Genomic DNA, 26,818 nt, shown 5'->3' on the forward strand with positions numbered 1-26,818 from the left:
TTTGGTGAAGATTGATAATGATTGAAGTTAACAAATCTTAACAAATATCTCAGATTTCTTGTTGCTCAGCCATCTGCAGTTATTTATACTTTAGCAGATTATTAATCTTAATTAAAAATTAATAAAAAAAAAGTAAATAAAATAGAAAAGGATATGCTAATATGTTAAAATATAATGGATTAGAAGCCAGCCAGCCAGCCAGCCAGCCAGCCAGCCAGCCAGCCAGCCAGCCAGCCAGCCAGCCAGCCAATAATTCATCAATACTTGGCAACTTTTTAAAAAATAAAAATCTATTATTATTTTTAAGTCTATTTACTTTTATCAATCACACTTCGGCTTTGTCAGCACAATCGGTTAATGCAATTAAAGGTAATGCCCCTTATATATCATTCAACGGCTTAACCAAAGATACTCATATTACCCCTCTTTTAAGAATAATATTGCCCGATGGCACAAAAGTCGCGCCTGATAATGATGTTTCAACCTCATCAAATCCTATTCAGCTTGTTACAGGTAAAGCAAAGTTTTCTGATATTAAAACGTTTGTTTCACCTCCTAATGAAAACTCAAGTTATCCACAACAGTCATTAACACAGATTATTACTGCATCGAATTACTGGGGGGACAGAGATGGTGATGGTCAACCAGCGGTTACTGGGAATATAGCGTTAAATTGGTATGATTATGAGGGAAATAACATAACTGATTTTGTAAAAAGTAATTTCAATAGTGAATTAGAAGGCTGTAATGCACCTTACCAGTTGACGCTATCTACACCCGTAGTTGGGTTTATATCAACACAATATGGCATACCAAATACTAGTATGTTTCAAGGTGGAAGTAAAAGTTATTATCTTTATCCGAACGTTGATTCACTTGCAAAATTTTGCTATGCAAAACCCAATTTAGCGAGCGAAGAAGATGTTGGAGATAATTGGAAGTATGGAAAAGGATTTTATTCTTATGATCCTAACAATCCACAAAATAACTTTCCAACAACGGGATCAAATAATTTATTTTTTGATTTGAAAGTTGCTGGATTATCTGCTGATGAACTAATAAATATCAATGGGAGTAGCGTTGGACAAGTGTCTGGTAGTGGTGTGAGTTTAAGTTTGAGTAATTATGGCGGTTTATTGCGTGTAACCCTGAAAGGTCCATCTTTATCGAGTAATGGTGGCGTATTTACACCTTCCACATTTAGATTATATGCGAATAGAGATAAATCTATCGTTTTTTATACCTTTACGATATCGCGCTGGTATATTGGTATTCCTGGTGCTTCAGGGGGTTATTTGAATTCAGAAAATAGATGTAACTCATTAAATGGAGGTTACCGATTACCAGGGGTTTTGGATTTGACCAATTCGAATCGAGTAACCGATGGAAGTGGTAATAATATTAATTGGAATAATGGCGTACCGGGTGTGAAAGAAGTAGATCGACGATTAATTAGTTACCGAAATAGTAGTGGACAGTGGATGGGTGGATTATTTTCTGAATGGGGAAGTGTAACGAATGATTATTATGTTGGTAGTGATTGGGATAATTATCATGATCCCTATTTTGGAGGTGCTTATTATTGGACATCGGATTTAAGAAGTGATCAAAATCATTATGTTGTGGATGCAAGAAATGGCGTTATAGGTAATCGAGGTGATGAAGAGCCTAATTATTTAACAGGATGCGTCACGCCGTAATTATTTTTTATTTAAATTGTATAATTAGCTTAAAATAAAGGCTCTATTTATAAAGTTATAATGGCAAACCTAATATCGTTTTATGATATTAGGTTTGCCAATTTTTTTCGCTTAAAAAATAACCTAAATTAGTGGTTTTATTTGACAAAATATCAAAGAATAACTAGCAACTCAATGCCATATCATTCAAATAGATAGTGATTGAAATTTTATTAGAGTCGATTATATCAATCGCATTGAATATTAAGGCGATTCAGTTATAATGCAGATCATTTTAAAATTGATGTATTTATATGATTATTGGTTTTATTGGAGCAGGTAAAGTTGGGTGCACACTAGCGAAATATTTTAGTTTATCTGGTTTGCAAGTTGCAGGCTTTTATAGCCGAACTTATGAACACGCCAAACAAGCTAGTGATTTTACTCAATCTTATGCCTATTCATCTTTAGCTGATTTAGTGAATAGTTGCGATTGTTTATTGGTGACAGTAGCTGATGGTCAAATTGCTTCTGTCTGGCATGAATTATGTCAATTACCTATTACCAATAAGTGGATTGGTCATTGTAGTGGTTTATTGACATCACACATATTTCAGCAAAATAAAGTTGTGCATCCATTCGCTTTTTCATTACACCCTTTATACGCTATTTATGATAAGTTCGATTGCTATAATGCTATGTCGGACGTCTCTTTTACGCTCGAAGCAAATAAAGCTATTATCGACCAATTACAACGTTTTTTAGCGCTATTACCTAATCGCTTAGCAATTCTTTCAGCAAATAAAAAACCACTATATCATGCTGCTTGTGTCATGCTAAGTAATCAAGTGCTAGCTCTGGTACAAATAGGTGTAGATTTACTTAATCAATGTGGATTAGATAAAGAGTTTAGTGAACAAGCTTGGCATCCGCTATTTCTTGGTAATGCCAACAACATTTGTAAAGCAGGTGTCATAGAGGCATTAACTGGACCTGTGGAGCGTAACGATATTGAAACCATTAAGCAACATATGATGGCAATGCCAGATGAGCTCAAACCAATTTATCAACAATTATCGACTATTTTGCTTAACATTAGTCGACAAAAACATCCATATAAGGACTATCGACAATTAGAATTGGAGCTGTTACCTTGAAAAATACTATTCTTACTTTACAAAAACATAAACAAAATAAGCAAAAAATTACCATGTTGACAGCTTACGATTATACCACCGCTAAACTGATGGATGAAAGTGGTGTTGATTGTTTGTTAGTTGGAGACTCCTTAGGTATGGTTATGCTAGGATATGACAGCACTGTCTCGGTTACTATGGAGGATATGATTCATCATTCAAAAGCTGTTGCTAGAGCGGCTAAAACGGCATTAGTTGTAACCGATTTACCGTTCATGTCTTACCATGCTTCTGTTTATGATGCGGTATATAATGCTGGTCGATTGATTCAAGAAGGCAATGCTCAAGCCGTTAAACTTGAAGGTGGGCAGGCTTTTTGTGAACATATCAAAATGATAGCGCAAGCTTCTATACCGGTTATTGCACACATCGGCTTAATGCCTCAATCTGTACTTGCATTAGGTGGATATAAAGTGCAAGGTAAAGATTATCATGCTGCCAAAAATATTATTCTTGATGCGTTAGCTGTTGAACAAGCAGGTGCGGCAGCAATTTTATTAGAGTGTGTGCCTGCTGATTTAGCAGCGCTTATTTCTGATTTAGTCAATATTCCAACAATAGGGATTGGCGCCGGTCATAACTGTGATGGGCAAGTATTAGTGTACCAAGATATGTTGTCTATGTATGATGGCGTATCATCAAAGTTTGTTAAATCCTTTGCACCTATTGGTGAGCAAATGAAACAGGCATTTGCAGATTATTGCCAAGAGGTTAAACGGCAGCAATTTCCTGATTCAATTCATGAATTTGCTATAGATAGCGAAATCATGGCTAAACTTAAATATGAATTTTTAATCAGTAATAAAGGATAAAAGCACATGAAAGTCGTTACCTCAATTGCTGATGTTCGCCATCAGGTTAAAGCTTGGCACTTAGCGGGTGAAACCATAGGTCTTGTGCCTACGATGGGATATTTACATGAAGGTCATCAGAGTTTAATGGCTAGCGCTAAAAAAGATAATCAAAGAGTGATTGTCACTATATTTGTTAATCCCATGCAGTTTGGCCCTAAAGAGGACTTAGCTAGTTATCCACGTGATCTTGAGCGCGATAAAATCGCTTGTGAACAAATGGGCGTTGATTTAATCTTCGCCCCCACTGCCGAAGAAATGTACACCCCTTGTTTTAATAGCTATGTTGATGTAAATGGTTTAACTGATGCGCTTTGTGGCGAAAAGCGGCCAGGTCACTTTAAAGGTGTTTGCACCGTTGTGAGCAAATTATTCAATATCACTTGTCCCGATCGAGCTTATTTTGGACAAAAAGATGCGCAGCAATTAGCTGTTATTAAACAGATGGTAAGGGATTTAAATTTTGATATTGAAATTATTGGATGTCCGATTGTACGTGAAACAGATGGTTTAGCCAAAAGTTCACGAAATAGCTATTTATCTGACAATGAGCGCAAAGCAGCCGTTTGTCTTTATCAATCGATAGAACTTGCTAATACTATGATCGCTAAAGGAGAAAGATCAGTAGCGACAATTCATAGCGCGATGCAATTACTTATTGAACAACAGTCACTTGCTAAAATTGATTATATTGAATTTGTCGATCTTTGTTCTTTAAAACCCGTATCGCAGTTAACACAAGATACTCTGTGTGCATTAGCGGTATATGTTGGCAAAACTCGATTGATCGATAATTTTATTTATCATTTCCACTAAAGCTTTTTTATATCTTTTATCAAAACCGTTTTATATCTAAAACGGTTTTTTTGTTTTATCAGTAAATATAAATATTTTATATTAAGGCGTGATAACAGCGAATTAAATCATCGACTTTACTGCTTTGCTAATTTATTGTTATGTCATTTTACTGTAGAATAATAGCCATTTTTATGCCTTGAATTAGGATTGATGCCTTTATTATGAAAAATACGACTTATAATCCACAAGAAATCGAACAACCTATCTATCAACATTGGGAAAAAAGTGGTTACTTTAAGCCCAATGGTGACAAATCTCAGCCTAGCTATTGCATTGCTATTCCACCACCAAACGTAACCGGTAGTTTGCATATGGGACATGCATTCCAACAGACCATTATGGATGCATTAATTCGCTATCACCGTATGCAAGGAAATAACACACTTTGGCAATCAGGAACTGACCATGCTGGTATTGCTACTCAAATGGTGGTAGAACGTAAAATTGCCGCTGAAGAAAATAAAACTCGTCATGATTATGGTCGAGATGCCTTTATCGAAAAAATTTGGCAATGGAAAGCTGAATCAGGTGGAAGTATTACTAAGCAGATGAGACGTTTAGGGGATTCTGTTGATTGGGATCGTGAACGTTTTACGATGGATGAAGGCCTTTCTAATGCAGTTAAAGAAGTGTTTGTAAGACTTTATCAAGAAGATCTAATTTATCGCGGTAAACGCTTAGTGAATTGGGACCCAAAATTACGTACGGCAATTTCAGATCTTGAAGTTGAAAATCGTGAAGTTAAAGGTTCAATGTGGCATCTGCGCTACCCATTAGCGGATGATGCGAAAACGGCAGATGGTAAAGATTACCTCGTTGTCGCAACCACTCGTCCGGAAACACTATTTGGTGATACTGGTGTGGCGGTTAATCCAGAAGATCCTCGTTATAAAGATCTCATTGGTAAATTTGTTATATTACCTTTTGTCAATCGACGTATTCCTATTGTTGGCGATGAACATGCGGATATGACAAAAGGTACCGGTTGTGTAAAAATCACGCCAGCTCATGACTTTAATGACTATGAAGTAGGGCGTCGCCATCAATTACCGATGATAAATATCTTTACCTTTGATGGTGATATTCGCACACAAGCAGAAGTATTTGATACTAACGGCGAGCCAAGCACCGCTTACTCAACTGAGATTCCGACACAATTCCAAAATTTAGAACGCTTTGCTGCACGTAAAGCTGTTGTTGCTGCGTGTGAAGCTCAAGGTATTTTAGAAAAAATTGAACCACATGATCTTACCATTCCTTACGGCGATCGTGGTGGCGTGGTCATTGAACCAATGTTAACCGATCAATGGTATGTTCGCGCTAAAGTCTTAGCTGAACCAGCGATAGCAGCTGTAAAAAATGGCGATATTCAATTTGTACCTAAACAGTATGAAAATATGTATTTTTCATGGATGAATGACATTCAAGATTGGTGTATTTCGCGACAATTATGGTGGGGACACCGAATTCCGGCTTGGTATGATAATCAAGGTAATGTCTATGTTGGTCGTGATGAAGCTGAAGTTCGTCGTGAAAACGATCTATCTGCTGATATCGAATTATCACAAGATGATGATGTGCTTGATACTTGGTTCTCATCAGCACTTTGGACATTTTCAACCTTAGGTTGGCCAGAAAAGACCGATGATTTAGCGACTTTCCATCCAACTAATGTTCTTGTTACTGGTTTTGATATCATCTTCTTCTGGGTTGCAAGAATGATTATGATGACGATGCATTTCATCAAAGATGAAGATGGCAAACCTCAAGTACCTTTCAAAACCGTTTATGTAACTGGCTTGATTCGTGATGAAGAAGGGCAAAAAATGTCAAAATCTAAAGGGAATGTTATTGATCCTTTAGATATGATTGATGGAATATCACTTGCCGATTTATTAGAAAAACGTACTGGTAACATGATGCAACCGCAACTTGCTGAAAAAATTGCCAAACGTACTGAAAAACAGTTCCCTAATGGTATTGAAGCCCACGGTACTGATGCGCTACGTTTTACTTTAGCCGCACTGGCGTCAACTGGTCGTGATATCAATTGGGATCTCAAACGTTTAGAAGGTTATCGTAATTTCTGCAATAAACTATGGAATGCTAGCCGTTATGTATTAATGAACACTCAAGATCACGATTGTGGATTCAAAGGTGGTGATTTAGAGTATTCATTAGCGGATAAATGGATCTTATCGGAATTTAATCAAACGGTGAAAACTTACCGCGAAGCATTCGATACTTACCGCTTCGATTTAGCGGCTAATATCTTATATGAATTTACTTGGAATCAGTTCTGTGACTGGTATTTAGAGTTGACTAAATCAGTATTGGCAAATGGTGAGCAATCAGAGCAACGAGCAGCTCGTCATACGTTAGTGACGATCCTTGAAGCACTCTTGCGTTTGGCTCATCCAATCATTCCATTTATAACTGAAGCTATTTGGCAAAGTGTCAAACCATTAATGGCCATCAACGCTGATACCATCATGTTACAACCAATGCCAGCCTTTGATAGCAAATTAGTCGATAATGAAGCGGTAGCTGATATCAATTGGATTAAAGATGCTGTTATTGCTGTTCGTAATATTCGTGCTGAAATGAATATCGCACCAAGCAAATCGTTACAATTATTGATCAGAAAAGCATCACCGACAGTGCATCGCATCATTGGTGACAATGTCACATTTATTGAGTCTTTAGCAAGATTATCCGAAATTGTTTTGCTAGATGAAGGTGAAGTAGGGCCATTATCAGTGACTAAATTAGTTGATGGTGCAGAACTATTAATTCCAATGGCTGGACTAATTAATAAAGATGATGAACTAGCTCGTCTTGAAAAAGAAATCGCTCGTATTGAGGGGGAAATTGCACGTATCGACAACAAACTTTCTAACGCTAGTTTTGTTGATAAGGCACCTGCCGCGGTAGTAGCTAAAGAGAAAGAGAAACAACAAGGCTATGTTGCTGATAAAGCAAAACTGCAAGAGCAGTATTTAGTAATTAAAAGTCTTTAGTTTGTAAAAAAACTCTCGTGACAACGAGAGTTTTTTATCGACCTAACAATATTAGAACTTATAACCAACACCAATCATAGCAACCCATGGATCAAGTTTATAATTGGCCGTTACTTTGGTATCACCTAAATGAGTTTTAGCTTTAGTTTCAATATCGATATAACGTAATTGAGCATTTATAAGCCAATTTTCAGTAATGTTATAATCAGCACCAACTTGCGCAGCTAATCCCCAAGAGCTATCCAAATCTAAACCATGAAAACCTGCATTTTTAGCATCACCACTCAGTTTTTCGTCAAAGAAGAAAGTATAGTTAACGCCTAATCCTACATAAGGTTGGAAATCATAACTTGAATCAAGTGGGTAAAATACAGCACTTAATGTTGGCGGTAAGTGCTTAATTTTACCCAGATGAGCACCCGCTAAACCAGTAGAGTTACCCCCTCCAAGTTTTACACGATGACTAAATGGGGTTGCAGCGAGTAGTTCAATACCAAGATTATCAGTCACCATATATTGAAAGTTTAAACCAAGCTGTGTGTCCTTATCTGCCTTAGCCTTTAAATCACTTTTGGCTCCGCCTACTTTAACATGATCACTTGAATCCTTTGGGTGAACGTAAACAGGACCACCACGGACGATGATTTCATTTGCATGATGTGCATAAGCCATAGAACTTGCTAAACCCATTGACATGAGCATTGCAATAGAAGATATTTTCATTTTTGCCTCCTCGTTTTACTTCTAATCCATAATTTATAAATATGCAAAAAAATGGAATTTTAATTAATGTTTTTCAGATTTTATGTCTAAAATTATTTTATTAGTATAACTCTTTTAATATTAAAAAAATATCATAATAAATTTGATAATTCTGCAATTTGGTTCACATTTTAAAAAAATGCCAATCATAATTTGCATTGTTTATTAAGTTTATATACAATAGCTCGCATTCTTTCGTGGGTTGTTAGCTCAGTCGGTAGAGCAGTTGACTCTTAATCAATTGGTCGCGGGTTCGATCCCCTCACAACCCACCATTAACAATATGATTTTTAACGGTTTTAAGCAGTTTTTGATTCTGTGCCGAAAAAGTCAATTGTGCTTTGTGACGTAAATGTGACATTGTTTGCAAACTCTAACATGTGATCAGCATTCAAGTGGGCGTATTTATTCACCATTTCTAACGTTTCCCATCCGCCAAGATTTTTTAACGTATAGAGTGGTGTACCCGCTTGAACATGCCAGCTGGCCCAAGTATGCCTCAAATCATGAAAATGAAAATTTTCAATACCTGATAATTCACATGCATCACTAAAGTCACGACGATCAATATCATAAACACGTTTTTGAGTTGATCTTGTAAAAACAAACTCGCAATTGTTTTTAAATCTCAATTTTCGTATTAATTCAATCGCATCGTGATTTAACAACAAAGCTCTCGCTTTACCCGATTTGGCATTGTCATTTGTTACAGTAGCTACACGATTAACTAGATCAACGTTATTCCATGTTAGCGTAAATATCTCACTCATTCGTGCACCTGTGGATAATGCAAAAAAACAAACATCTTTCATCCATTGCAAACGCAGGTTCTGAATTAGAAGAGCTGCCTTTTCTTTTGTTATCCATCTTACTCTAACTTTAGGCTCTTTAACTCTTGAACAAACGGCACAGAATCGATCCAATCTAACTTATATGCTAAAGAGAACATCCGCATAATATCAGCTCGATATCTGTTTATTGTTGCGTTAGAAACTTTTTTACACGTTTTTTCAACTATAACTGGCAATGATTTTAGTATTTCCTCACCAGTTATAAATGAAAGTTCACGACCTGAAAATTTTGATAAAAAGTATTCAGCTCGCGCTTGTTTCACACTAAAGCTTTTTTGCTCTTTACCATCTTTTAAAAATAAAATAACCACTTCTTCAAATAGCCGTTGCGGTTTTTTATTTAATTTCACAGTATCCCATAATTCAGCTTTTAGCCTGTCATGATACTTTAACGCTAGCCTTTTGTCTGTCCTGCCAGTAGATTACCTAATTCTTCCGCCATCTGGAGTTACGCTGATTGTTACTGCTTTACGATTTCCCATAATTAATCCTTGAGTTTCAAACTTGTATTGCTTTATTTTCAGAATCTTTTTCACTGCCTCTTGCGTTACATTTATAACAAACGACAGCATTGTAAATGCCTCGTTGTTCCTCTGGAACAATCTTATTAAATCTATAATCAACATCATCAATAAATAAATTTGTGCTAGCACAAAACGGGCAGGGTTTTAATTGTTTAGTCATGTTTATTTCCTTTGGATAGTGCTTTACTGATATGAGCCTTAACTTCTTTCATTGTTTGAAATGAATCGTAATCAGCGCAAGGTGTTTGATAGTCCTGTTCACTTTTATAAACAAGATAACCATAATTTATTCATCTTCTATATATATTCCGCTATCTACGAGGCTCGGGAGACAAGCATTAATTAGTTCTTGCTGGTATGCGTCCTTATCTTTTACTACTTCATATTCAGCTTTGTTAATTTCGATTTTTCCTTCATTTCTTAATGAGCCAATCCGCGCATATACAACAAACGTTATTTTGTCTGACATATTGTTACCAATAGTTATTTAGATAATAGTAATCGCACACTAAATAATCAGCGTGAGAATTGAGTTAATTAAAAAAGGGGAGTTATTTGTCGAGGAAGATTTGAACTTTTAGGGGGTTAACCACTACGTGACCTGTATTCCAAGAGACTAATTGATTGTTTTTCAAATCAAGCATGGTCGGAAATGAAAAACTTGTCATTTTCATAAATACGCTCCCTTTGAATAAAAAGATATCCCCGACACTTAAATTATCTAATTGAACTTTTTTTCTTATAAAAAGCTAATTCATTAATTTTTACTAAAATTACTCCGTATGCGTAATAAATAATCATTGTGTTATTTGATTTAAAATTAATAGGATAGGGTGGATATCAAACGAGTTATTAACAGATATTGGGGATTAAATTATATTATGTTTAAGTTTTTTATTTTGCTCTATCAATTTACCAATCATTGAGGCAACAAGTGATAGTTGTTGCTCTTTATTACATGAATTATATAATTGAAACAAGTCTAATTCTGGGTGTTGATGATTGCTTAGAATTGTTTCAATCTTATTTAAATATGGAGTTAAATTTTCCATGACTATTTCCTTAACTGAATTTACTTGTCCGCATTGCTTAAGAGAAAATGCGACAATGGAAGATTGTGGGTTATTTGTTAAGCCTATTAACACTAATTTAATTTCTTTAGTTTTTACATGTAAAAGTTGTGAACATTCCATCATCATTGAGGTGGATGATAAAGCTTCCGCTTATTATTGGGATGTAGCTGAAAATAATAGAAACTCTTCTTTAAAGATACGCGATAGTTTATTAGAAGGTCCACGTGGTTGGGTTGGCCGAGCTTTATTTATATATCCAGTACCAGAAGAGCAAACAATCCCAGAATATTTATCTGAAATTGTTTCTAAAAATTTGAGGGAAGCTAAAGAACTTTTTCAGAGAAATTATTTTAACCAATCAGGTATGACTTCTCGTAGAGTTATTGATTTAGCAACCAAAGAATTATTACCAGAGCATAAAGGGCAACTCAATGGTCGAATTAAACAACTTTTAGAAAAAGGTGTTATAACAAAACAGTTATCAGATTGGGCTGACATAATAAGGCTTGATGGTAACTCAGCTATCCATGATTATGATGATTTTAGTGAGGAAGAAGCAAGACAATTATTAGATTTCACTGAAATGTTCTTAATGTATGCTTTTACTTTGCCAAAGATGGTTGAAATCAAACGGGAATCTCCGAATGAAAATAATTAACTAAACAATACAAGCCGATTACAACTAGAATTGTATTCCGTCGTCTATAAAATCTTCGGTCTGGGGTTGTGTTGGCCGTTTAACTGGGGCAGGTTGTTGCTATTGCTGATTGTTGCCTTTTCGTTGTAATTGAACTTAATTTACTATAATTGTAGGGCTTGACCGTTTAACTCCGTCTTTTTCCCATTCTTCAGTAACATATTCACCATTAACAGTTACCAGATCACCTTTTTTTATATACGGTTGTAATCCTTCTGCCGTCTTCCCAAATACGCGACAAGTAAGCCAACTTGTTTTTTCGTGTTCACCGTATCCTTGTGTTACAGCTATACTAAAACTCGCTATATTCTTGCCATTCTGCGTTACACGTAATTCACAATCTTTTCCTACATTGCCAGATACGTTAATACTATTAATTGCCATTTTCTTGCTCCAGTTGTTTAATTTGGTCATCAAGCTCTTGCAGAAATTTAATAACTTCCATTTCGATTTCTTGAGCTAAATTTTCGTAATAATTAATGCGGACACATTTGTAACTTAAATTGTCGGGTAATCTATCGTCATAACTCACAAAATCACACCATTTTCGATCCGTACACATCATTCGCCATTGCATTTGTAATATGTATTCTCGTTTTGGTTTTAGTGACTGAATGAATTCTAAATGTGTCCATGTGTTAGGGCATTTTATTTCGATTAGCCAGTCGTCATTTACTAATCCGTCAGGGCTAACACCAGCATTTTCGATTGTGGGGTGGGGAATAAATCCCACTTCCGTAACGGTTACATCAAATTGGTTCAATACATATAGCTCTCTGGCTGTTGGCTCCAATTTGGTGCCACGATGCATGGCTGTATTAGTGTATGATTCGGCAGGCGTTTCAGTTAATCGCTCACAAATTAGTTGAGCCATGTAATTTTGGTGAGAAGCTGAATAACCACTTTTAGTTTTCACCATTACGTCACTAATTCGACTAGCGGTAACTTTTCCTAGTCTTATCATGAACCATTCATCGCTACGTTGTTCAACTTCATTTAAAAGGGTTGCCATCTTGATTTACCTCTTTAAATTCTGCTTCAACTGGGCATGATGCTTTGATTCGTTCTTTTTCATCATTACCAATGATTTTTCTATCTTCTTGGCTAAGTGACATCCAATAAGCGCCAAAAGCTTCTAATCCTTTTTTAGCTTCATCTTCGCATAGCTTAATTAGCTCAGGACGTCTATCACCTGATTGTTTACCAGTATTTACTTCAGTAGCTGAACCTTCAATAATTCGTTCGGCTTCATCTTGATCGTAAATTCCTGCAAAACCAAAAACAAGCCTTGCACATTGAATCATTGCTTTATGCCTTAGCATACGCTTTGGATGAGGTTTCCATGGTTGAGCGCTATCTCTTTTACATTCGTTCATCCATTCGGTCACTGAGATAGGGTGGCTTCTATCTTTTCGATAAATCTTGCATGTGCATTTTTCATCATCTTGGTAAAAGTCCATACCATCAAATTGTGGATTTTGATTAATAATTCTTGCCCATCCATCAACGCCAACAATTGGCACTATACCGTTACCTGAATCAGGGAATGCATAAATTTCTTTAGTCCACGGATTTAATGAATACTGATTGGCTACAATTAAAAGGGCGGTTAATTGATCATCATTAGCATTACTTTTAAATGCAGTATTTTTTAGTACATCAAGAAGCCCTTCGGGGCTTCCTAGCTCTAACTTTTTGGATAATGTTAAAGTCAATTCCGTTAGTTTGTTTCCGCTCATTCTAAAATCTCCATTCATTGAATTTTTCTTTATATTCGGTTTTTGCTTGTGAGTAGCAGATATCAACGATAAATTGGTTATATATATCAGCATCAATACTTTTCTTTCCAGTTTGATTTTGAGCAGTTCGATGATTTACCAGTCATTTTCATTATTAAAATTTCCCATTAGCTCATCAGCACGTTTATCTATCCACTCCTCTTGAGCATCTTGCATTTCAGTATCTTTTATCATTTTGCGGTATGCGCTTTCGTAACTATTCTCAACCAATTTATTTAACTGCATAATCACCTCGAAAAAAGCCCTCGCTAGGAGGGCAAATAGGATGTAGCGATGTACTCGTCTTTCCGAGTTGTCAGTATTCATAAAATCACTCGTAAATAAGTTTGTGAATAATGTATTTGGTTGTATAGTGTTAGTTTATTTACACAAGAGAAATTTATATGAATATATTTAAGAGATTAGCTAAGGGAGAATTAAGCTTAGCTATAACTTTTTGGGGATTTCTTATTCTAGGTTGCGTATTACCATCAACGATTATTTCAGAAGTAATTAGCCAATATGGGATACAGTCATTAAGAGCAACAATAATTACTTTAGCCTCTGTTATTGTGATTAAATTTATAATTTCAGTTATGGTTACATCAGGTATTTTTTTCATTTTACGAAATAAAAAAATTACTTTTTGGGCTGTTATAGCATTTATTATTTCAATTTTAAATTTTATTGATTCAATTTTTGGGCTTTTGACAATTATTTATATAGTTAGTTATATATTTCTGTAACTCTAAAAAGCTAATACTTTATCAAACTATATAACTCTCATTGAAAGGTATTTAGTTTGATTGTTTACCGCCACAGTCTGGACGCGTTTTACTTATAAAAAATTAAGTGAGGCAGAATGTGAAAAAATGGTAGATGGTCAACTTATTGAATTTAAGAGAAAGCCTCAATTAAGAAGCTTTTTTGTTTTCAAGATAAAACTTAACAGAATCAATAATAAGTTGAGACTGTGGAATATTTAAGTCTGTACTCACTTGTTCAATTAATGCTATATCGTCAACATGAAGTTTGAAGCCTTTAACGTTAACTCCTCGCTTCATATCGCTTTTTGCTTGAATTTCCGTTATTGATTTAGCCATCAATTACCTTGATTAATTAATTACCAATTGTTATATTTAAGGTCATTGGCGGGGCTTTCCCTCTACATTGACACTACTTAAAAAGCCGGAAAACTTAAAAGTAGTAGAAGAAACATGATTAAATATTTCATTTTCTTCTCCTTAAGCCCTTATAGAAAGCTGAGGGGTTGCTTTATCAAGTCGTTACTTGATGTTTGTTGTTGTAGGTTAACCTATATTAAAGGTCAACAATAATTATCTAAAAATATTAAATTTTTATTTAATTTATTACTGAAGTTTTCGCATAATGAAAAAAGTAATCCTTTTTCTTTTAACTTTTTACTTTATTATTGAGGAGTGATATATTATATCGATGTGTTGAGTGGATGATAAACATTATATGTTTAATAGGTATTTTTTATAGCTCTTTTCTGATCCCCTCATACCACAGCATTTATTCTATTTTTTCCTGAATTGTGTGATTATTGAGTTTTTATTGATCATTTTTACACTAAGATTTTTGGTGAGTCTTCATTTTTTATTTCAACCAACTTATGAGTCATAATATGAATTCATATCTATTACTTTTTATTGCGATTATTTGTGAAGTGATTGCAACTTCTTCGTTAAAACTTTCTAACGGCTTTACGCATTTATTGTATTCAATAATTACCATTATTGGTTATAGTGCTTCGTTTTATGTTCTTTCATTGGCCTTAAAAACCATTCCGGTTGGTATTGCTTATGCGATTTGGTCGGGAATTGGAATTGTATTTATTAGTCTAATTGCTTGGATATTTATGAAACAAACATTAGATCTTGCCGCTTTAATTGGTATGGGATTTATTATGTTTGGTGTGGTCATTATTAATCTTTTTTCAAAAGTTGCTGCACATTGATGGTAAAAAGTTGCTGGTTACCACTGAGTCACCGGCAAAATTTATCGATTATCTAAGGATAAAACGATGTAATTAGATTCGATGACAAGTTTTATTCTGGTTTAATGAGATCTTTGATAAAAATCACGAAATATTCTATTTTGTTACCTTTTATAAAATCACTGATTTTCCATTCTGAAAATAGTTATTTCAATGATATTTATACTTAATATCTTGTACAAATTGTCTTGCATCATAAAGATTAACGTATCTAAATGGCTATTTAGTTGCAAGTTGTCATGATTCATAGGGTTAAGTGCTTTTTTAAATAAAATATCTTTGCCCATTATTTTTCTTTTAAAAAACGTTTTCGGGTTAAGCTAGCGAAGGCATAGTGATTTAACCTAATTTCATTTTTTAGGCTGCATATTTTGGGCAATAAATTTCTTTAATCGTTTGATTTCGTTAATTAACTTAGGTATATCTTGCCTTGCATTGGCGATAAAGTCTTGATCGTTATTTGTAGCACCAATTAGTTCAATATCCTCACCACGCTGGTGTTTACTCCCCGTCATAATAAAATTGCTACCACTACTATGATCACGATCTTCGACGTACGATTGCCATGGACCAGGTGTCGCACTATCACATCGGTTTTGAATTAGGTTTAATTCATTGTCGGATAGGGGAATAGATTGCTTGATTATCTGTTTGGTAAATTCATTATAAATTTGAACAATTTCAGTTTTATTACTCGTTTTACAGCAATTGATTAACCGATTGGTTAAATCTGGATAATCTAGAATAGCCAATAGCGGTACCATTTTGCGGTAGATAATTTGATCATGATCATCAATATAATCATTTAATAGATTGATTATTCGCTGATTAATATAGGGATTGCTTTTCAGCTTTATTAAAATGTCTTGTGCAAAAATACAGTTATCATTCTTATTATCTAAGGCGATAGCAATAATGCTTGGTAGTAAATGGCTTAGCTGCTCATCCTTTAATTTATCCTCACCGATTAATCTTAATGCGACAACTTGTTGCGATGATAAATTCAGGGCGATTTGAAGCTGCACTAAAAAATCTGGACATTGCCGAAAATTGTTCTTAGCGGTTAACAGATCTTGTTCTGCCTGATTTAACGCAAGCCACTCTTTAGCATTAATAAGATATGTTTGTTGTAATTCTCTTATTTTTTGGGTTAAAGCAAAGCAATTATCTAATGGATGATTCGTTGCCGCCCAATACTCAATGAGCTGACAATGTTGTTGATAATGGCTATAGAGTACCTTCAATAATTGATGAAATATAGGATTGCTTTGGTTAGGATTTTCAGATAATAAATCATTGCATATGTTAAGACACAAATTCATGAGTATCTGTTTTTGTGTTGTTGAGTAATTATTATTAAGATAAGCGTATAAATATTTAGCTAACCACTCAGATGTTCGATATTTAATTGGGACTTCATACTTCCAGTCTTGACTAAAGACATCAATAAAGGGTAAATCTAAGTCTTGGCATAATTTAGAGAATTCACTCATTTTTTATTCTTTTATAGAATGATTGTTATTTCATTATAATCAATTGTTTTACAATTGAAATACCATATATCCTGTTCATTTTATTGATAGATAATTGAGCACCTTTAGCTCAAATAAAGCTAATTTGTAATTTATTTTATTAATTTAAGATTGACCGGATTTGCCAATTCGATAATCAGTTGAAAATTGGCGCTTGATTCAACCATAATTGATTGGTTGGTTAATGGTAATACTTTGATAAAAGGATTCGATTTTTCAAAATATATCACCCAAATTAAATCCTGATTAGCCGATAGATAGGCAATAAAGCCTTCTGAACCATAACTTCCTTCCCCTATAATGCATTGATCACCATTAGCGAGGATGATTTTATCGAAGATATCAATATCGGTTAAATTATCGGCATCGTTATTTAAAATAACATCAAGGTCAAATTGTTCAGCTACATGAATTGATAATTGCGGAAAAAATACCGCATCGAGCGCAATAGATTGACCACTGGCAAAATAAATACCGTCTTTAATTGGCAATTGTTGCTTGTGCCATAATTCCACTATTTTAGTCATAAAATCATCCTAGTTCAAAGACAAAATTGATAAGCTCTCGTCCATTTGTAGCGAATATTAAGCAAGCCTGTTTTTACTTGGCAAATATTATTGACCTTGATTCTCAAATGTTAAATAACCGTAACATACAAAGCGCTATCAAATATCTTCATTATCTATAATCGTAAAAGAGTGATGATATAAAGTGTTGGCAGATTATTGCAAATACTGATGACGATAGCTTTTAAGTGAAAGCTTAATCAAGTACTTGAGTATCAATGTGATAAATACTTAAGCGAGTTAAAAGTTGATTATCGCTATCCAGATAACCAATAGATAAAATATCGGTAATCTTTCGCACTAAACACGTTATTAAATCTATTGCTAACAGCATTAAGTCCAGTTTTGATTAATTGTCTGCATTAGATAAATTAAGCTAGAATTTTAATCATCATAATGAGTTATTTTTGGAATTGATAATTTCACTCACTTTCCTAATTTAATCGCCCGAAAGTATATCATGTTGTTAAAAACATAAAAGTGAGTAAAAAAGTTATTTATAATACCCCTACAAAAATAGGTGACTTAAGTATATACTCATAAAAATTTAAGTCGTTATTCTATCCGATGCCATTATCGCACATAATGAAAGTATCAGGTATTGTGCCAATTTCTCAGTTAAGGATCATTGAGTATGATTTTAGGTAATATTAATCATTTAGGGTTAGTCCCTTATTTGCCCGGCAAAATAAAACAATCCATTGAATATGTAAAAGACAATGTTAATAGCAATACGCCTGTTGGTCGTTATGATATTGATGGTGATAATATGTTTTTTATGGTGTCTGATAATTCATCAAGATATATTCATGAAGCAAAGCCTGAATACCATAAAAAATATATTGATGTGCAAATTGTTTTAGCTGGTCAAGAAGGGATGGCTATTTCTACTTTACCTCCTTATACTCAAGTTTTAGATGATAAAATAGCGGAAAATGATATTGCTTTTATCGAGACTCCAAAAGAAGAAACGATGTTAGTATTACAACCGAACGATTTTATTGTTTTTTTACCTAATGAAGTGCATAAACCGCTTTGTGCAGTCGATAATAAGATTGCAGCGGTTCGAAAAGTTGTGGTAAAAATCGCATTGGATTATTTATAAATAGAAGTAAGGATTTTAGGTAACACTATGGCAACAAAAATCGCTGTTATTGGCGAATGTATGATTGAACTTTCGATAAAACAAGATTCAACAACCCGCAGCTTTGGAGGCGATACACTTAATACGTCGATTTATTTATCTCGTTTATTAAAAAATAAAGATTTTTCGATTCACTATGTGACTGGATTAGGAACTGATCCTTTTAGTCAAGAGATGCTTGATAGCTGGCAAAAAGAGCAGATCCAAACCGATCTTGTGCAAAAAATGTCTGACAAAATGCCTGGGCTTTATTCGATTGTGACCGATGAACATGGCGAACGCTCATTTTATTATTGGCGTAATGATGCAGCGGCTAAGTTTTGGTTAAAAACGGCTGAAACAGCAAGAATTGCTGAGCAAATTGCTAAATACGATTATGTCTATCTAAGTGGCATCAGTATTGCCATATTAGATGCTGAAAGTATTCTGAAATTATTGGATCTATTAAAACGCGTTAAAGCCAATGGTGGTAAAGTGATTTTTGATAATAACTTCCGTCCACGCTTATGGAGTAGTCTTGATTTAGCGCGTAGCGTATATGCCGATATTCTATCTTACACTGATATTGCATTTTTAACACTAGATGACGAAGATCTATTATGGGGCAAACTACCTTATGAACAAGTCATTGACCGCACTAAAAACTTTGGTGTGACAGAAATTGTGATTAAACGTGCTAGCGAAAGTTGTATTATTGAATCAGCCGAAGGACGTTTTGATGTGCCTGCCAATAAAATAGCTAAAGAAAAAGTGATTGATACGACAGCTGCAGGTGACTCATTTAGTGCAGGTTACCTTGGTGCACGTTTAAGTGGGCAAAATCCTGCGCAATCAGCATTGCAAGGGCATCTAGTTGCAGGTACTGTTATTCAGTATCGCGGGGCTATTATTCCTTTGGATGTTACACCAACATTAATCGAAGATTAAACAACAAAACGGTCAATAATGACCGTTTTTTATATCACATTTATATCACAATAATGTATGCCAACATATTAGCTTTAAAATATTTAATGCTGATTTTTAGGGTTAAATAAACAGATTAAGGCAATATTGCAAAAGAACGTACCGGAAAACCTGAGGCATTATTGGGTTTGGCTACAATATTAAAAATAACCGCTCCTTTGGTTGGCAACTGATCTAAATTGGTCATTAACTCAACTTGATAAGTATCTTGCTCTAAAACATAGTATTCACCTTTTAACGCATTATTTTCTCGAAATGCTTTTGCAGAGTCAGTATCAAACGTTTCATGACCAATAGCTTTAATTTTTCGCTCTTCAAATAAAAATTTTAATGCATCAAGTCCCCAGCCTGGAATTTGATTGTTTCCTTCTTTATCTTTATTTTCCATTGCCGATTGTGAAGGCCATTTCTTACTCCAGTCTGTTCGCAGTGCAACAAAACTACCGGTTTCAATTTGTCCATGTTGCTTTTCAAAAGCTAAAACATCATCTTTAGAAAAAGAAAAGTTGGGATCTTGTTCTGCGCGTTTAGATTGATCGATTACGATTAATGGTAATACTAATTCTTGTAATTCAAGTTCGTGTAAATACCGAGTATTAGGAACAAAATGAATTGGTGCATCTAAATGGGTACCATATTGACCAGCAAAACTAAAATTCTGTGCTAAAAAGCCGTCACTATGATCGAACAGCGTTTTTATTTCAGCAGGTTTAAACATAAAAAAATGGGGAGAATTGTGATCGAATGCATGAGTTAAATCTACCCATTTTTTCGATTTTAATAAGTTTAATGCTTGCAAGACTTCGTTATTCAAAATAGCTCCTTATTTTTAAAAAACGTGTGATTGGTTTATTGTAAGATGATTAAATTCTCTAAACTAATAATTTTCAGTTATAAAAATATAATTTTTAGTTCTAATTTATTTTTAAAAAAGTTTAAATACGCACAGTAAGAGGCAAAAAATGCTTTATTCGTGCTAATTGATTAAGAATTTTGGTTAATATGATTGAAATTTTGCTAACCGACACTATTGAGCTATATAGTAGTATATTTAATCAAATGTTACTGGTATAATATACAGTTAATTTTTTCCTAATTCGTCTAAAAACTCACTTTAAGAAGAGATCTATGTCAATCAAAGATATCGATATTCGTGGTGCGCGAACGCACAATCTGAAAAATATCAATGTAATCATTCCTAGAGATAAGCTGGTTGTGATTACCGGACTTTCTGGTTCAGGAAAGTCGTCGTTAGCATTTGATACTTTATATGCAGAAGGGCAACGCCGTTATGTTGAATCGCTGTCGGCTTATGCTCGTCAGTTTTTATCGCTTATGGAAAAACCCGATGTGGATCATATTGAAGGATTATCACCTGCAATTTCGATTGAGCAAAAATCAACATCGCATAATCCGCGTTCGACTGTAGGTACTATTACTGAAATTTACGATTATTTGCGATTATTGTTTGCCAGAATCGGTGAACCACGTTGTCCTAATCATAATTTACCTTTAGCTGCGCAAACGGTTTCGCAAATGGTTGATAGCATAATGGCACTTCCTGCCGACAATCGTTATATGTTGCTTGCCCCCGTTGTTACTGAACGTAAAGGTGAATTTGTTAAACTGTTTGAACAGCTATCGGCAAGTGGTTATATTCGTGTTCGGGTTGATGGTGATGTGTATGATCTGTCTGATCCTCCAACACTCGAACTTCAGAAAAAACATACAATTGAAGTCGTTGTGGATCGTTTTCGTATTCGAGATGATCTAAAATTACGTTTGGCTGAATCTATTGAAACAGCACTTTCAATTACAAACGGTATTGTTAAAGTCGCCAATTTAGATGATCCGAAAGCCGAAGAACAGCTATATTCGGCTAATTTTGCTTGTCCAATCTGTGGTTATAGCATCTCTGAACTTGAGCCTCGATTATTTTCGTTTAATAATCCTGCGGGTGCTTGTCCTGAATGTGATGGCTTAGGGGTACAGCAATATTTTGATCCAAAACGTATTGTGCAAATGCACGAGGTTTCATTGGCTGCTGGCGCAATTAAGGGATGGGATCGTCGTAATTTTTATTATTTTCAGATGTTAACATCACTAGCCGAGCACTATAAGTTTGATATTGACACTCCTTATGAAAAATTACCAGAAAAAATAAAAGATATTTTATTAAATGGTTCTGGTAATACCGAAATCCAATTTGTTTACACTAATGATCGTGGTGATGTAGTTAAACGTAAACATGTTTTTGAAGGGATTATTAATAATCTAACTCGTCGTTATAAAGAAACCGAATCGCAAACTATTCGTGAAGAGCTGGCTAAATATATTAGTAATCGTCCTTGCCCTAGCTGTGGTGGTTCTCGATTATGTACCACAGCACGGCATGTCTATGTTAATGATACTAATTTGCCAACGATTAGTGATTTAAGTACACAACAAGCCAAAGATTTTTTTGATAAGCTAACTTTAACTGGTCAACGTGCGCAAATCGCTGAAAAAATACTGAAAGAGATCAATGATCGTCTACAATTTTTAATTAATGTTGGATTAAATTATTTGACTTTGTCACGTTCGGCCGAAACGTTATCGGGTGGTGAGGCACAACGTATTCGATTAGCTAGTCAAATCGGTGCTGGATTGGTTGGCGTAATGTATGTTCTTGATGAACCGTCAATCGGTTTACATCAACGAGATAACACCCGTCTAATTGATACGTTAACCCATTTACGTGACCTAGGTAATACCGTTATTGTCGTTGAACATGACGAAGAAGCCATTATGGCGGCCGATTATGTGATAGATATTGGCCCCGGTGCTGGCGTTCATGGTGGCGAAGTTGTTGCACAAGGCACACCAAAACAGATTATGGCTTGTAAAAATTCATTAACCGGTCAATATCTATCTGGTAAAGAAAAAATTGAAATTCCTAAAAATCGGACTAAAGTCGATAAAAAACGGATACTTTCACTTATTGGTGCAACCGGTAATAATCTTAAAGATGTTACCTTAAATATTCCTGTTGGATTATTTACCTGTATTACTGGCGTGTCAGGTTCGGGTAAATCGACGTTGATTAATGATACTTTATATCCACTTGCGCAAAATGAGTTAAATGGTGCAGAAAAGAGTGAAATTGCACCTTATAAAGCAATAAAAGGCCTTAACTATTTTGATAAAGTCATTGCGATTGATCAAAGCCCAATTGGTCGTACCCCCCGATCTAATCCTGCTACTTATACTGGATTTTTTACTTCTATTCGTGAACTTTACGCAGGTGTACCTGAATCGCGTGCACGAGGATATAATCCAGGTCGATTTAGTTTCAATGTAAAAGGGGGGCGCTGTGAAGCTTGTCAAGGTGATGGCCTAATAAAAGTTGAAATGCACTTTTTGCCAGATATCTATGTGCCTTGTGATCAGTGTCATGGCGCGCGATATAATCGAGAAACATTAGAAATCAAATACAAAGGTAAGTCGATTAATGAAATTCTTAACATGACTGTTGAAGAAGGACGAGAATTTTTTGATGCGGTACCGATGATTTCACGCAAATTACAGACTTTAATTGATGTTGGTCTTGCTTATATTACCATTGGTCAGTCAGCAACAACATTATCAGGCGGTGAAGCGCAACGAGTAAAACTTGCAAAAGAGTTATCTAAGCGAGATACTGGTAGCACACTTTATATCCTAGATGAACCAACTACGGGTTTACACTTTGCAGATGTAAAACAATTGCTAGCTCAATTACATTCATTGAGGGATAAAGGCAACACCATTGTTGTTATTGAACATAATTTGGATGTTGTCAAAACTGCCGATTGGATTGTTGATTTAGGTCCTGAAGGCGGTAGTGGTGGCGGTCAAATAATTGCCGAAGGTACACCAGAAGATGTTGCTGAATCGAAAATATCTTATACTGGGCAATATTTAAAACCATTATTAGAAAAGCAAAAAAAGAGTTAAAGTTGTTTGTTAATAATTATATTAGGGATTAGTTTTTAGCTTAAGTATAATTTGTATTACTGACAATTTAATGCCGCATCAAGCAGTTGATATGAATGCGGCATTGCTTGTTTTTACTTGGATTATTAAAAATTAAGAGGGATGGCATTTTGATAATACAAATTGTAACGATGATCATTATTGCCTATTTATGTGGGTCACTATCAGGTGCGATGATTATTAGTCGTATTATGCGATTACAAAATCCCTCATTACATGGTTCTCATAATCCGGGGGCAACAAATGTCCTGCGGATTAGTGGAAAATTGCCAGCAGTATTTGTTTTAGTTTTTGATATGCTAAAAGGCGCTATTCCTGTTTATATTGCTTATCGACTTGGTATTTCCCCTTTCTTTTTAGGCATAATTGGTATTGCTGCTTGTTTGGGTCATATTTTTCCTTGCTTTTTTCATTTTCGTGGGGGAAAGGGCGTGGCGACAGCTTTGGGGATGATGGTCCCAATTGGGTTAGATTTTACCGGTTGTTTTATTTTAACTTGGCTTATTGTATTACTTATCACCGGTTATTCTTCTGTTGCTGCTATTGTTGGTTTTCTTTTAGCGCCATTTTATGTTTGGTTATTTAAACCTGAACTCACCTTGCCTGTTGCGATGCTTTCATGCCTAATTATTGTTCGGCATAGCAGTAACATTGCCAGACTATTTAAAGGTGTTGAGCCTAAAAGTCTTTATCGTAAACATTTAAAATAGTTGAAAAACAGTATCAAATGTTTGTTAATTTGTTCTGAATTTAACAACATTATGACTTATAAAATATAAATTAATAGAAAAATTGCTTACGCTTTTTTTGAATGAATTTGATTAATCGTTAATTAAATCAATAGAACATATCTTGTTTTATCAATAATAGAAACAAGGTATGATGAATATAAATAATAAATTGTTGGTTACTAAATTATTTTATGCAAATTAGCCCATTACTAGAATCATTTATGGAATCCTTGCGTTGCTTGCCAGGTGTAGGGCCAAAATCAGCACAACGAATGGCTTACCATTTATTACAACGCAATCGACAAGGTGGTATTAATTTAGCACATGTATTGCATGAAGCTATGATTAATATAGGCCATTGTAAGCAGTGTCGTACTTTTACTGAACAAGATATCTGTAATATTTGCGCTAATGTTCGTAGGCAAAGTAGTGGTCAGCTTTGTGTGGTTGAAACACCGGCTGATATCATTGCTATTGAACAAACGGGACAATATAGTGGACGCTATTTTGTCTTATTGGGTCATTTGTCACCGCTTGATGGTATTGGACCAACGGATATTGGTCTTGATTTGCTTAAACAAAGATTATCAACAGAGCAAATAAATGAAGTTATTTTAGCTACTAATCCGACTGTTGAAGGTGATGCTACAGCTAATTATATTGCGCAAATGTGCCTTGAATTTAATGTTATCGCTACGCGCATTGCTCATGGCGTTCCGGTTGGTGGTGAACTTGAAATGGTTGATGGTACAACATTATCTCACTCATTTATTGGTCGTCAAAAAATAGAATTTTAATCTTATTTATTTAGTAAGATTGTTTATCGTATAAAATTAACAATTGGATATTTACTCTAAGGTTAAATGGTATAAATACAAGAGGATAGATATGAAGTATAAAGCGGTTGCATTTGATATGGATGGCACATTACTGGCGAGTAATCGCCTAATTTTACCGGAAACAGTTGACGTACTTAAAAAAATCAGTGATAAAGGTATAAAAGTTATTTTAGTTTCTGGTCGCCACCATTCTGTGATTTATCCTTATTATTATCAACTTAACTTATCAACGCCGGCTATTTGTTGCAACGGATCGTATCTTTATGATTTCGAAAATCATAAAACTTTAGCGGCTAAACCAATGACCAAAGATCAAGCTAACATACTTTTAAATCTAGTTAACCATTATGGTATCCATACTTTGATTTACACTGATAAAATGATGACTTATGAAGTTTTAGACGATCATCTGGAAGGATTTTTTAAATGGGTTAATGCGCTACCAACTTTTTTACAGCCTGAGATCAAAAAGGTAGATAGTTTTGCAAAGGTGATTGAAGAGTCTAAAGCGATTTTCAAATTTGCAACAAGTAGTCATAATTTACCCGCATTGCAGCAATTTTCGCAAGCAGTGGATAAACTTGACCAGTTTTCGTGTGAATGGTCTTGGTCAAATCGTGCTGATGTTGCGATCAAAGGCAATACTAAAGGTAATGGACTTACTCATTGGGCACAACATGAGCAAATCGATTTAAACGAAATTGTTGCTTTTGGTGACAGTTATAATGACATCAGTATGTTAACGATTGCAGGATTGGGCATCGCGATGGGAAATGCTGATGATGAGGTTAAATCTCATGCAAATTATGCAATTGGTGATAATAATAGCCCAAGTATTGCAGCTGAATTGAAAAAACTCTTTTTATAAATTACTTGGTAAATATTGATTGTGTTCGAAATTCTTTATCAAGATAATGATTTAATTGCGATTAATAAGCCCTCAGGATGGTTGGTACATCGTAGCTGGTTAGACAAACAGCAAACTATTGTTGTTATGCAAACACTAAGGGATCAAATTGGACAGCATGTCTTTCCTATACATCGGTTAGATAGACCAACCTCTGGTGTACTATTATTTGCATTATCAAGTGACGTTGCCCGTTTAATGTCAGAGCAATTTAACTCAAAACAAATTGAAAAAACTTATCATGCAATAGTTCGTGGTTATGTCGATGGTGAAGCAGTGATTTATTATCCATTAATTGAAGAGCTCGATAAAATTGCCGATAAGTTTGCTGATCGTAATAAACCTGCACAAGATGCAGTAACTTTTTATCGAGCGATTAGTAAAATTGAGATACCTGTCAGTGTTGGGAAATTCAAAACAGCAAGATATAGCTTTGTAGAGTTAAAACCTAAGACCGGTCGAAAACATCAATTACGTCGTCACATGAAGCATATCTTTCATCCCATTTTAGGCGACAGCAAGCATGGCGATCTTCATCAAAATAGAGCTTTCACCGATTATTTTGGTATTAAACGATTAATGTTACATGCTAGTGGTTTAGCGCTCATTCATCCTATCACACAACAGCCGCTAGTGATTGAAGCTAAATTAGATCAAAGCTGGCAAAATATCCTACTTAATTTTAAATAGATGATTGAGTATAGTGTTTATTTTTTCTCTTTGATTCATCTAGATAAATAAGATAGTATGTTACGAAAGTATAAGCCATATTTATTATTGCAATATGGCTTAATAGTTTAATACATTTTG

The 26,818-nt window shown here is 34.7% G+C and carries 26 protein-coding genes, 1 tRNA gene and 1 pseudogene; 16 read left to right on the plus strand and 12 right to left on the minus strand.

Annotation, left to right across the window (positions count from 1 at the left end; translation table 11 throughout):
• Positions 1-161 precede the first annotated feature (161 nt).
• The 5 genes from A9G03_RS10245 to A9G03_RS10265 all read left to right on the plus strand — a co-directional run bounded on the left by A9G03_RS10245 (position 162) and on the right by A9G03_RS10265 (position 7,604).
• Positions 162-1,700 (plus strand): hypothetical protein, encoded by a 1,539-nt coding sequence (locus A9G03_RS10245; RefSeq protein WP_065799150.1) that lies wholly within the window; start codon positions 162-164, stop codon positions 1,698-1,700.
• A gap of 293 nt (positions 1,701-1,993) precedes the next feature.
• A complete protein-coding gene (locus tag A9G03_RS10250) occupies positions 1,994-2,836 on the plus strand; it encodes a Rossmann-like and DUF2520 domain-containing protein (RefSeq protein ID WP_065799151.1) in 843 nt (280 codons plus the stop codon).
• Positions 2,833-3,687, plus strand: coding sequence for a 3-methyl-2-oxobutanoate hydroxymethyltransferase (gene panB, locus A9G03_RS10255; protein ID WP_065799152.1), 855 nt, complete (start codon positions 2,833-2,835; stop codon positions 3,685-3,687). The genes A9G03_RS10250 and panB overlap by 4 nt, the downstream gene beginning before the upstream one ends.
• Positions 3,688-3,693: 6 nt before the next feature.
• On the plus strand, positions 3,694-4,542 hold the full coding sequence (gene panC / locus A9G03_RS10260; protein ID WP_065799153.1) for a pantoate--beta-alanine ligase: 849 nt from the start codon (positions 3,694-3,696) through the stop codon (positions 4,540-4,542).
• Positions 4,543-4,745: 203 nt separating this feature from the next.
• Positions 4,746-7,604 (plus strand): valine--tRNA ligase, encoded by a 2,859-nt coding sequence (locus A9G03_RS10265; protein ID WP_065799154.1) that lies wholly within the window; start codon positions 4,746-4,748, stop codon positions 7,602-7,604.
• 51 nt (positions 7,605-7,655) lie between these two features.
• On the opposite strand, the gene A9G03_RS10270 is transcribed toward A9G03_RS10265, so the two are convergent.
• On the minus strand, positions 7,656-8,327 hold the full coding sequence (locus tag A9G03_RS10270) for an OmpW/AlkL family protein (RefSeq protein WP_065634990.1): 672 nt from the start codon (positions 8,325-8,327) through the stop codon (positions 7,656-7,658).
• A gap of 238 nt (positions 8,328-8,565) precedes the next feature.
• On the opposite strand from A9G03_RS10270, the gene A9G03_RS10275 reads away from it, so the two are divergent.
• A tRNA-Lys gene (locus A9G03_RS10275) sits at positions 8,566-8,641 on the plus strand.
• A gap of 24 nt (positions 8,642-8,665) precedes the next feature.
• On the opposite strand, the pseudogene A9G03_RS12900 reads toward A9G03_RS10275, so the two are convergent.
• From A9G03_RS12900 to A9G03_RS10295, 3 genes and pseudogenes are all read right to left on the minus strand, one after another.
• A pseudogene (locus A9G03_RS12900) lies at positions 8,666-9,699 on the minus strand (site-specific integrase).
• Positions 9,700-9,715: 16 nt separating this feature from the next.
• Complete coding sequence (locus tag A9G03_RS10285; RefSeq protein ID WP_065799155.1) at positions 9,716-9,901, minus strand: Lar family restriction alleviation protein; 186 nt, start codon at positions 9,899-9,901, stop codon at positions 9,716-9,718.
• Between the two features lie 709 nt (positions 9,902-10,610).
• Positions 10,611-10,793 carry a hypothetical protein gene (locus tag A9G03_RS10295; RefSeq protein ID WP_065799157.1) on the minus strand — a complete coding sequence of 61 codons (183 nt, stop codon included), beginning with the start codon at positions 10,791-10,793 and terminating at the stop codon, positions 10,611-10,613.
• Between A9G03_RS10295 and A9G03_RS10300 the strand changes: the two genes are divergently transcribed.
• Positions 10,792-11,472, plus strand: coding sequence for a DUF4145 domain-containing protein (locus A9G03_RS10300; protein ID WP_065799158.1), 681 nt, complete (start codon positions 10,792-10,794; stop codon positions 11,470-11,472). The genes A9G03_RS10295 and A9G03_RS10300 overlap by 2 nt on opposite strands.
• A gap of 135 nt (positions 11,473-11,607) precedes the next feature.
• Here the strand turns inward: A9G03_RS10300 and A9G03_RS10305 are convergent, their stop codons facing one another.
• The 4 genes from A9G03_RS10305 to A9G03_RS10320 all read right to left on the minus strand — a co-directional run bounded on the left by A9G03_RS10305 (position 11,608) and on the right by A9G03_RS10320 (position 13,616).
• A complete protein-coding gene (locus tag A9G03_RS10305) occupies positions 11,608-11,895 on the minus strand; it encodes a single-stranded DNA-binding protein (RefSeq protein ID WP_143425849.1) in 288 nt (95 codons plus the stop codon).
• Complete coding sequence (locus A9G03_RS10310) at positions 11,885-12,523, minus strand: lambda exonuclease family protein (protein WP_065799159.1); 639 nt, start codon at positions 12,521-12,523, stop codon at positions 11,885-11,887. Before A9G03_RS10310 ends, A9G03_RS10305 begins: the two co-directional genes overlap by 11 nt.
• Positions 12,504-13,250 (minus strand): phage recombination protein Bet, encoded by a 747-nt coding sequence (gene bet / locus A9G03_RS12775; protein WP_065799160.1) that lies wholly within the window; start codon positions 13,248-13,250, stop codon positions 12,504-12,506. The genes A9G03_RS10310 and bet overlap by 20 nt, the downstream gene beginning before the upstream one ends.
• Before the next feature lie 135 nt (positions 13,251-13,385).
• Positions 13,386-13,616 (minus strand): hypothetical protein, encoded by a 231-nt coding sequence (locus A9G03_RS10320; RefSeq protein ID WP_065799161.1) that lies wholly within the window; start codon positions 13,614-13,616, stop codon positions 13,386-13,388.
• A gap of 77 nt (positions 13,617-13,693) precedes the next feature.
• Here A9G03_RS10320 and A9G03_RS10325 point away from each other — a divergent pair, with 77 nt between their 5' ends.
• The gene (locus A9G03_RS10325; protein WP_065799162.1) at positions 13,694-14,035 is read left to right on the plus strand and encodes a hypothetical protein; all 342 of its coding nucleotides are present in this window, start codon (positions 13,694-13,696) and stop codon (positions 14,033-14,035) included.
• Between the two features lie 168 nt (positions 14,036-14,203).
• On the opposite strand, the gene A9G03_RS10330 is transcribed toward A9G03_RS10325, so the two are convergent.
• Positions 14,204-14,392, minus strand: coding sequence for a hypothetical protein (locus tag A9G03_RS10330; RefSeq protein WP_065799163.1), 189 nt, complete (start codon positions 14,390-14,392; stop codon positions 14,204-14,206).
• Positions 14,393-14,937: 545 nt separating this feature from the next.
• Between A9G03_RS10330 and A9G03_RS10335 the strand changes: the two genes are divergently transcribed.
• Positions 14,938-15,270 carry a DMT family transporter gene (locus A9G03_RS10335; RefSeq protein WP_065634991.1) on the plus strand — a complete coding sequence of 111 codons (333 nt, stop codon included), beginning with the start codon at positions 14,938-14,940 and terminating at the stop codon, positions 15,268-15,270.
• A gap of 389 nt (positions 15,271-15,659) precedes the next feature.
• On the opposite strand, the gene A9G03_RS12905 is transcribed toward A9G03_RS10335, so the two are convergent.
• On the minus strand, positions 15,660-15,953 hold the full coding sequence (locus A9G03_RS12905; protein WP_442903118.1) for a hypothetical protein: 294 nt from the start codon (positions 15,951-15,953) through the stop codon (positions 15,660-15,662).
• 980 nt (positions 15,954-16,933) lie between these two features.
• Positions 16,934-17,368, minus strand: a complete 435-nt coding sequence (locus tag A9G03_RS10345; RefSeq protein ID WP_065799164.1) for a hypothetical protein — start codon at positions 17,366-17,368, stop codon at positions 16,934-16,936.
• Between the two features lie 673 nt (positions 17,369-18,041).
• Between A9G03_RS10345 and A9G03_RS10350 the strand changes: the two genes are divergently transcribed.
• Together A9G03_RS10350 and A9G03_RS10355 are read left to right on the plus strand one after the other, a co-directional pair.
• Positions 18,042-18,512, plus strand: coding sequence for a YhcH/YjgK/YiaL family protein (locus A9G03_RS10350; protein WP_065799165.1), 471 nt, complete (start codon positions 18,042-18,044; stop codon positions 18,510-18,512).
• Positions 18,513-18,539: 27 nt separating this feature from the next.
• Positions 18,540-19,478, plus strand: a complete 939-nt coding sequence (locus A9G03_RS10355) for a sugar kinase (protein ID WP_065799166.1) — start codon at positions 18,540-18,542, stop codon at positions 19,476-19,478.
• Between the two features lie 115 nt (positions 19,479-19,593).
• On the opposite strand, the gene A9G03_RS10360 is transcribed toward A9G03_RS10355, so the two are convergent.
• Positions 19,594-20,331 carry a cyclase family protein gene (locus A9G03_RS10360; RefSeq protein ID WP_065799167.1) on the minus strand — a complete coding sequence of 246 codons (738 nt, stop codon included), beginning with the start codon at positions 20,329-20,331 and terminating at the stop codon, positions 19,594-19,596.
• A gap of 320 nt (positions 20,332-20,651) precedes the next feature.
• On the opposite strand from A9G03_RS10360, the gene uvrA reads away from it, so the two are divergent.
• The 5 genes from uvrA (at position 20,652) to truC (ending at position 26,698) form a co-directional block, all read left to right on the plus strand.
• Positions 20,652-23,492: an excinuclease ABC subunit UvrA gene (gene uvrA, locus A9G03_RS10365; protein WP_143425852.1), complete on the plus strand. Its 2,841-nt coding sequence runs from the start codon at positions 20,652-20,654 to the stop codon at positions 23,490-23,492.
• Positions 23,493-23,662: 170 nt separating this feature from the next.
• The gene (gene plsY, locus A9G03_RS10370; RefSeq protein WP_065635018.1) at positions 23,663-24,241 is read left to right on the plus strand and encodes a glycerol-3-phosphate 1-O-acyltransferase PlsY; all 579 of its coding nucleotides are present in this window, start codon (positions 23,663-23,665) and stop codon (positions 24,239-24,241) included.
• 212 nt (positions 24,242-24,453) lie between these two features.
• Positions 24,454-25,059: a recombination mediator RecR gene (recR, locus tag A9G03_RS10375; RefSeq protein ID WP_065634997.1), complete on the plus strand. Its 606-nt coding sequence runs from the start codon at positions 24,454-24,456 to the stop codon at positions 25,057-25,059.
• Positions 25,060-25,150: 91 nt separating this feature from the next.
• Entirely contained in the window at positions 25,151-25,969 is an 819-nt protein-coding gene (locus tag A9G03_RS10380) for a pyridoxal phosphatase (RefSeq protein WP_065799169.1), read from the plus strand.
• 21 nt (positions 25,970-25,990) lie between these two features.
• Positions 25,991-26,698, plus strand: coding sequence for a tRNA pseudouridine(65) synthase TruC (truC, locus tag A9G03_RS10385; RefSeq protein WP_065799193.1), 708 nt, complete (start codon positions 25,991-25,993; stop codon positions 26,696-26,698).
• Positions 26,699-26,818: the final 120 nt, after the last annotated feature.

The sequence above is a fragment of the Gilliamella sp. wkB171 genome (genome assembly GCF_001693755.1).
In the GTDB taxonomy this organism is placed as follows: domain Bacteria; phylum Pseudomonadota; class Gammaproteobacteria; order Enterobacterales; family Orbaceae; genus Gilliamella; species Gilliamella apicola_F.

Coding starts and splice junctions, on each gene's coding strand:
- A9G03_RS10245 (WP_065799150.1), top strand. CDS start 162: ATGTTAAAATATAATGGATTAGAAGCCAGCCAGCCAGCCAGCCAGCCA.
- A9G03_RS10250 (WP_065799151.1), top strand. CDS start 1,994: ATGATTATTGGTTTTATTGGAGCAGGTAAAGTTGGGTGCACACTAGCG.
- panC (WP_065799153.1), top strand. CDS start 3,694: ATGAAAGTCGTTACCTCAATTGCTGATGTTCGCCATCAGGTTAAAGCT.
- A9G03_RS10265 (WP_065799154.1), top strand. CDS start 4,746: ATGAAAAATACGACTTATAATCCACAAGAAATCGAACAACCTATCTAT.
- A9G03_RS10270 (WP_065634990.1), bottom strand. CDS start 8,327: ATGAAAATATCTTCTATTGCAATGCTCATGTCAATGGGTTTAGCAAGT.
- A9G03_RS10285 (WP_065799155.1), bottom strand. CDS start 9,901: ATGACTAAACAATTAAAACCCTGCCCGTTTTGTGCTAGCACAAATTTA.
- A9G03_RS10300 (WP_065799158.1), top strand. CDS start 10,792: ATGACTATTTCCTTAACTGAATTTACTTGTCCGCATTGCTTAAGAGAA.
- A9G03_RS10295 (WP_065799157.1), bottom strand. CDS start 10,793: ATGGAAAATTTAACTCCATATTTAAATAAGATTGAAACAATTCTAAGC.
- A9G03_RS10305 (WP_143425849.1), bottom strand. CDS start 11,895: ATGGCAATTAATAGTATTAACGTATCTGGCAATGTAGGAAAAGATTGT.
- A9G03_RS10310 (WP_065799159.1), bottom strand. CDS start 12,523: ATGGCAACCCTTTTAAATGAAGTTGAACAACGTAGCGATGAATGGTTC.
- bet (WP_065799160.1), bottom strand. CDS start 13,250: ATGAGCGGAAACAAACTAACGGAATTGACTTTAACATTATCCAAAAAG.
- A9G03_RS10320 (WP_065799161.1), bottom strand. CDS start 13,616: ATGAATACTGACAACTCGGAAAGACGAGTACATCGCTACATCCTATTT.
- A9G03_RS10325 (WP_065799162.1), top strand. CDS start 13,694: ATGAATATATTTAAGAGATTAGCTAAGGGAGAATTAAGCTTAGCTATA.
- A9G03_RS10330 (WP_065799163.1), bottom strand. CDS start 14,392: ATGGCTAAATCAATAACGGAAATTCAAGCAAAAAGCGATATGAAGCGA.
- A9G03_RS10335 (WP_065634991.1), top strand. CDS start 14,938: ATGAATTCATATCTATTACTTTTTATTGCGATTATTTGTGAAGTGATT.
- A9G03_RS10345 (WP_065799164.1), bottom strand. CDS start 17,368: ATGACTAAAATAGTGGAATTATGGCACAAGCAACAATTGCCAATTAAA.
- A9G03_RS10350 (WP_065799165.1), top strand. CDS start 18,042: ATGATTTTAGGTAATATTAATCATTTAGGGTTAGTCCCTTATTTGCCC.
- A9G03_RS10355 (WP_065799166.1), top strand. CDS start 18,540: ATGGCAACAAAAATCGCTGTTATTGGCGAATGTATGATTGAACTTTCG.
- plsY (WP_065635018.1), top strand. CDS start 23,663: ATGATCATTATTGCCTATTTATGTGGGTCACTATCAGGTGCGATGATT.
- recR (WP_065634997.1), top strand. CDS start 24,454: ATGCAAATTAGCCCATTACTAGAATCATTTATGGAATCCTTGCGTTGC.
- A9G03_RS10380 (WP_065799169.1), top strand. CDS start 25,151: ATGAAGTATAAAGCGGTTGCATTTGATATGGATGGCACATTACTGGCG.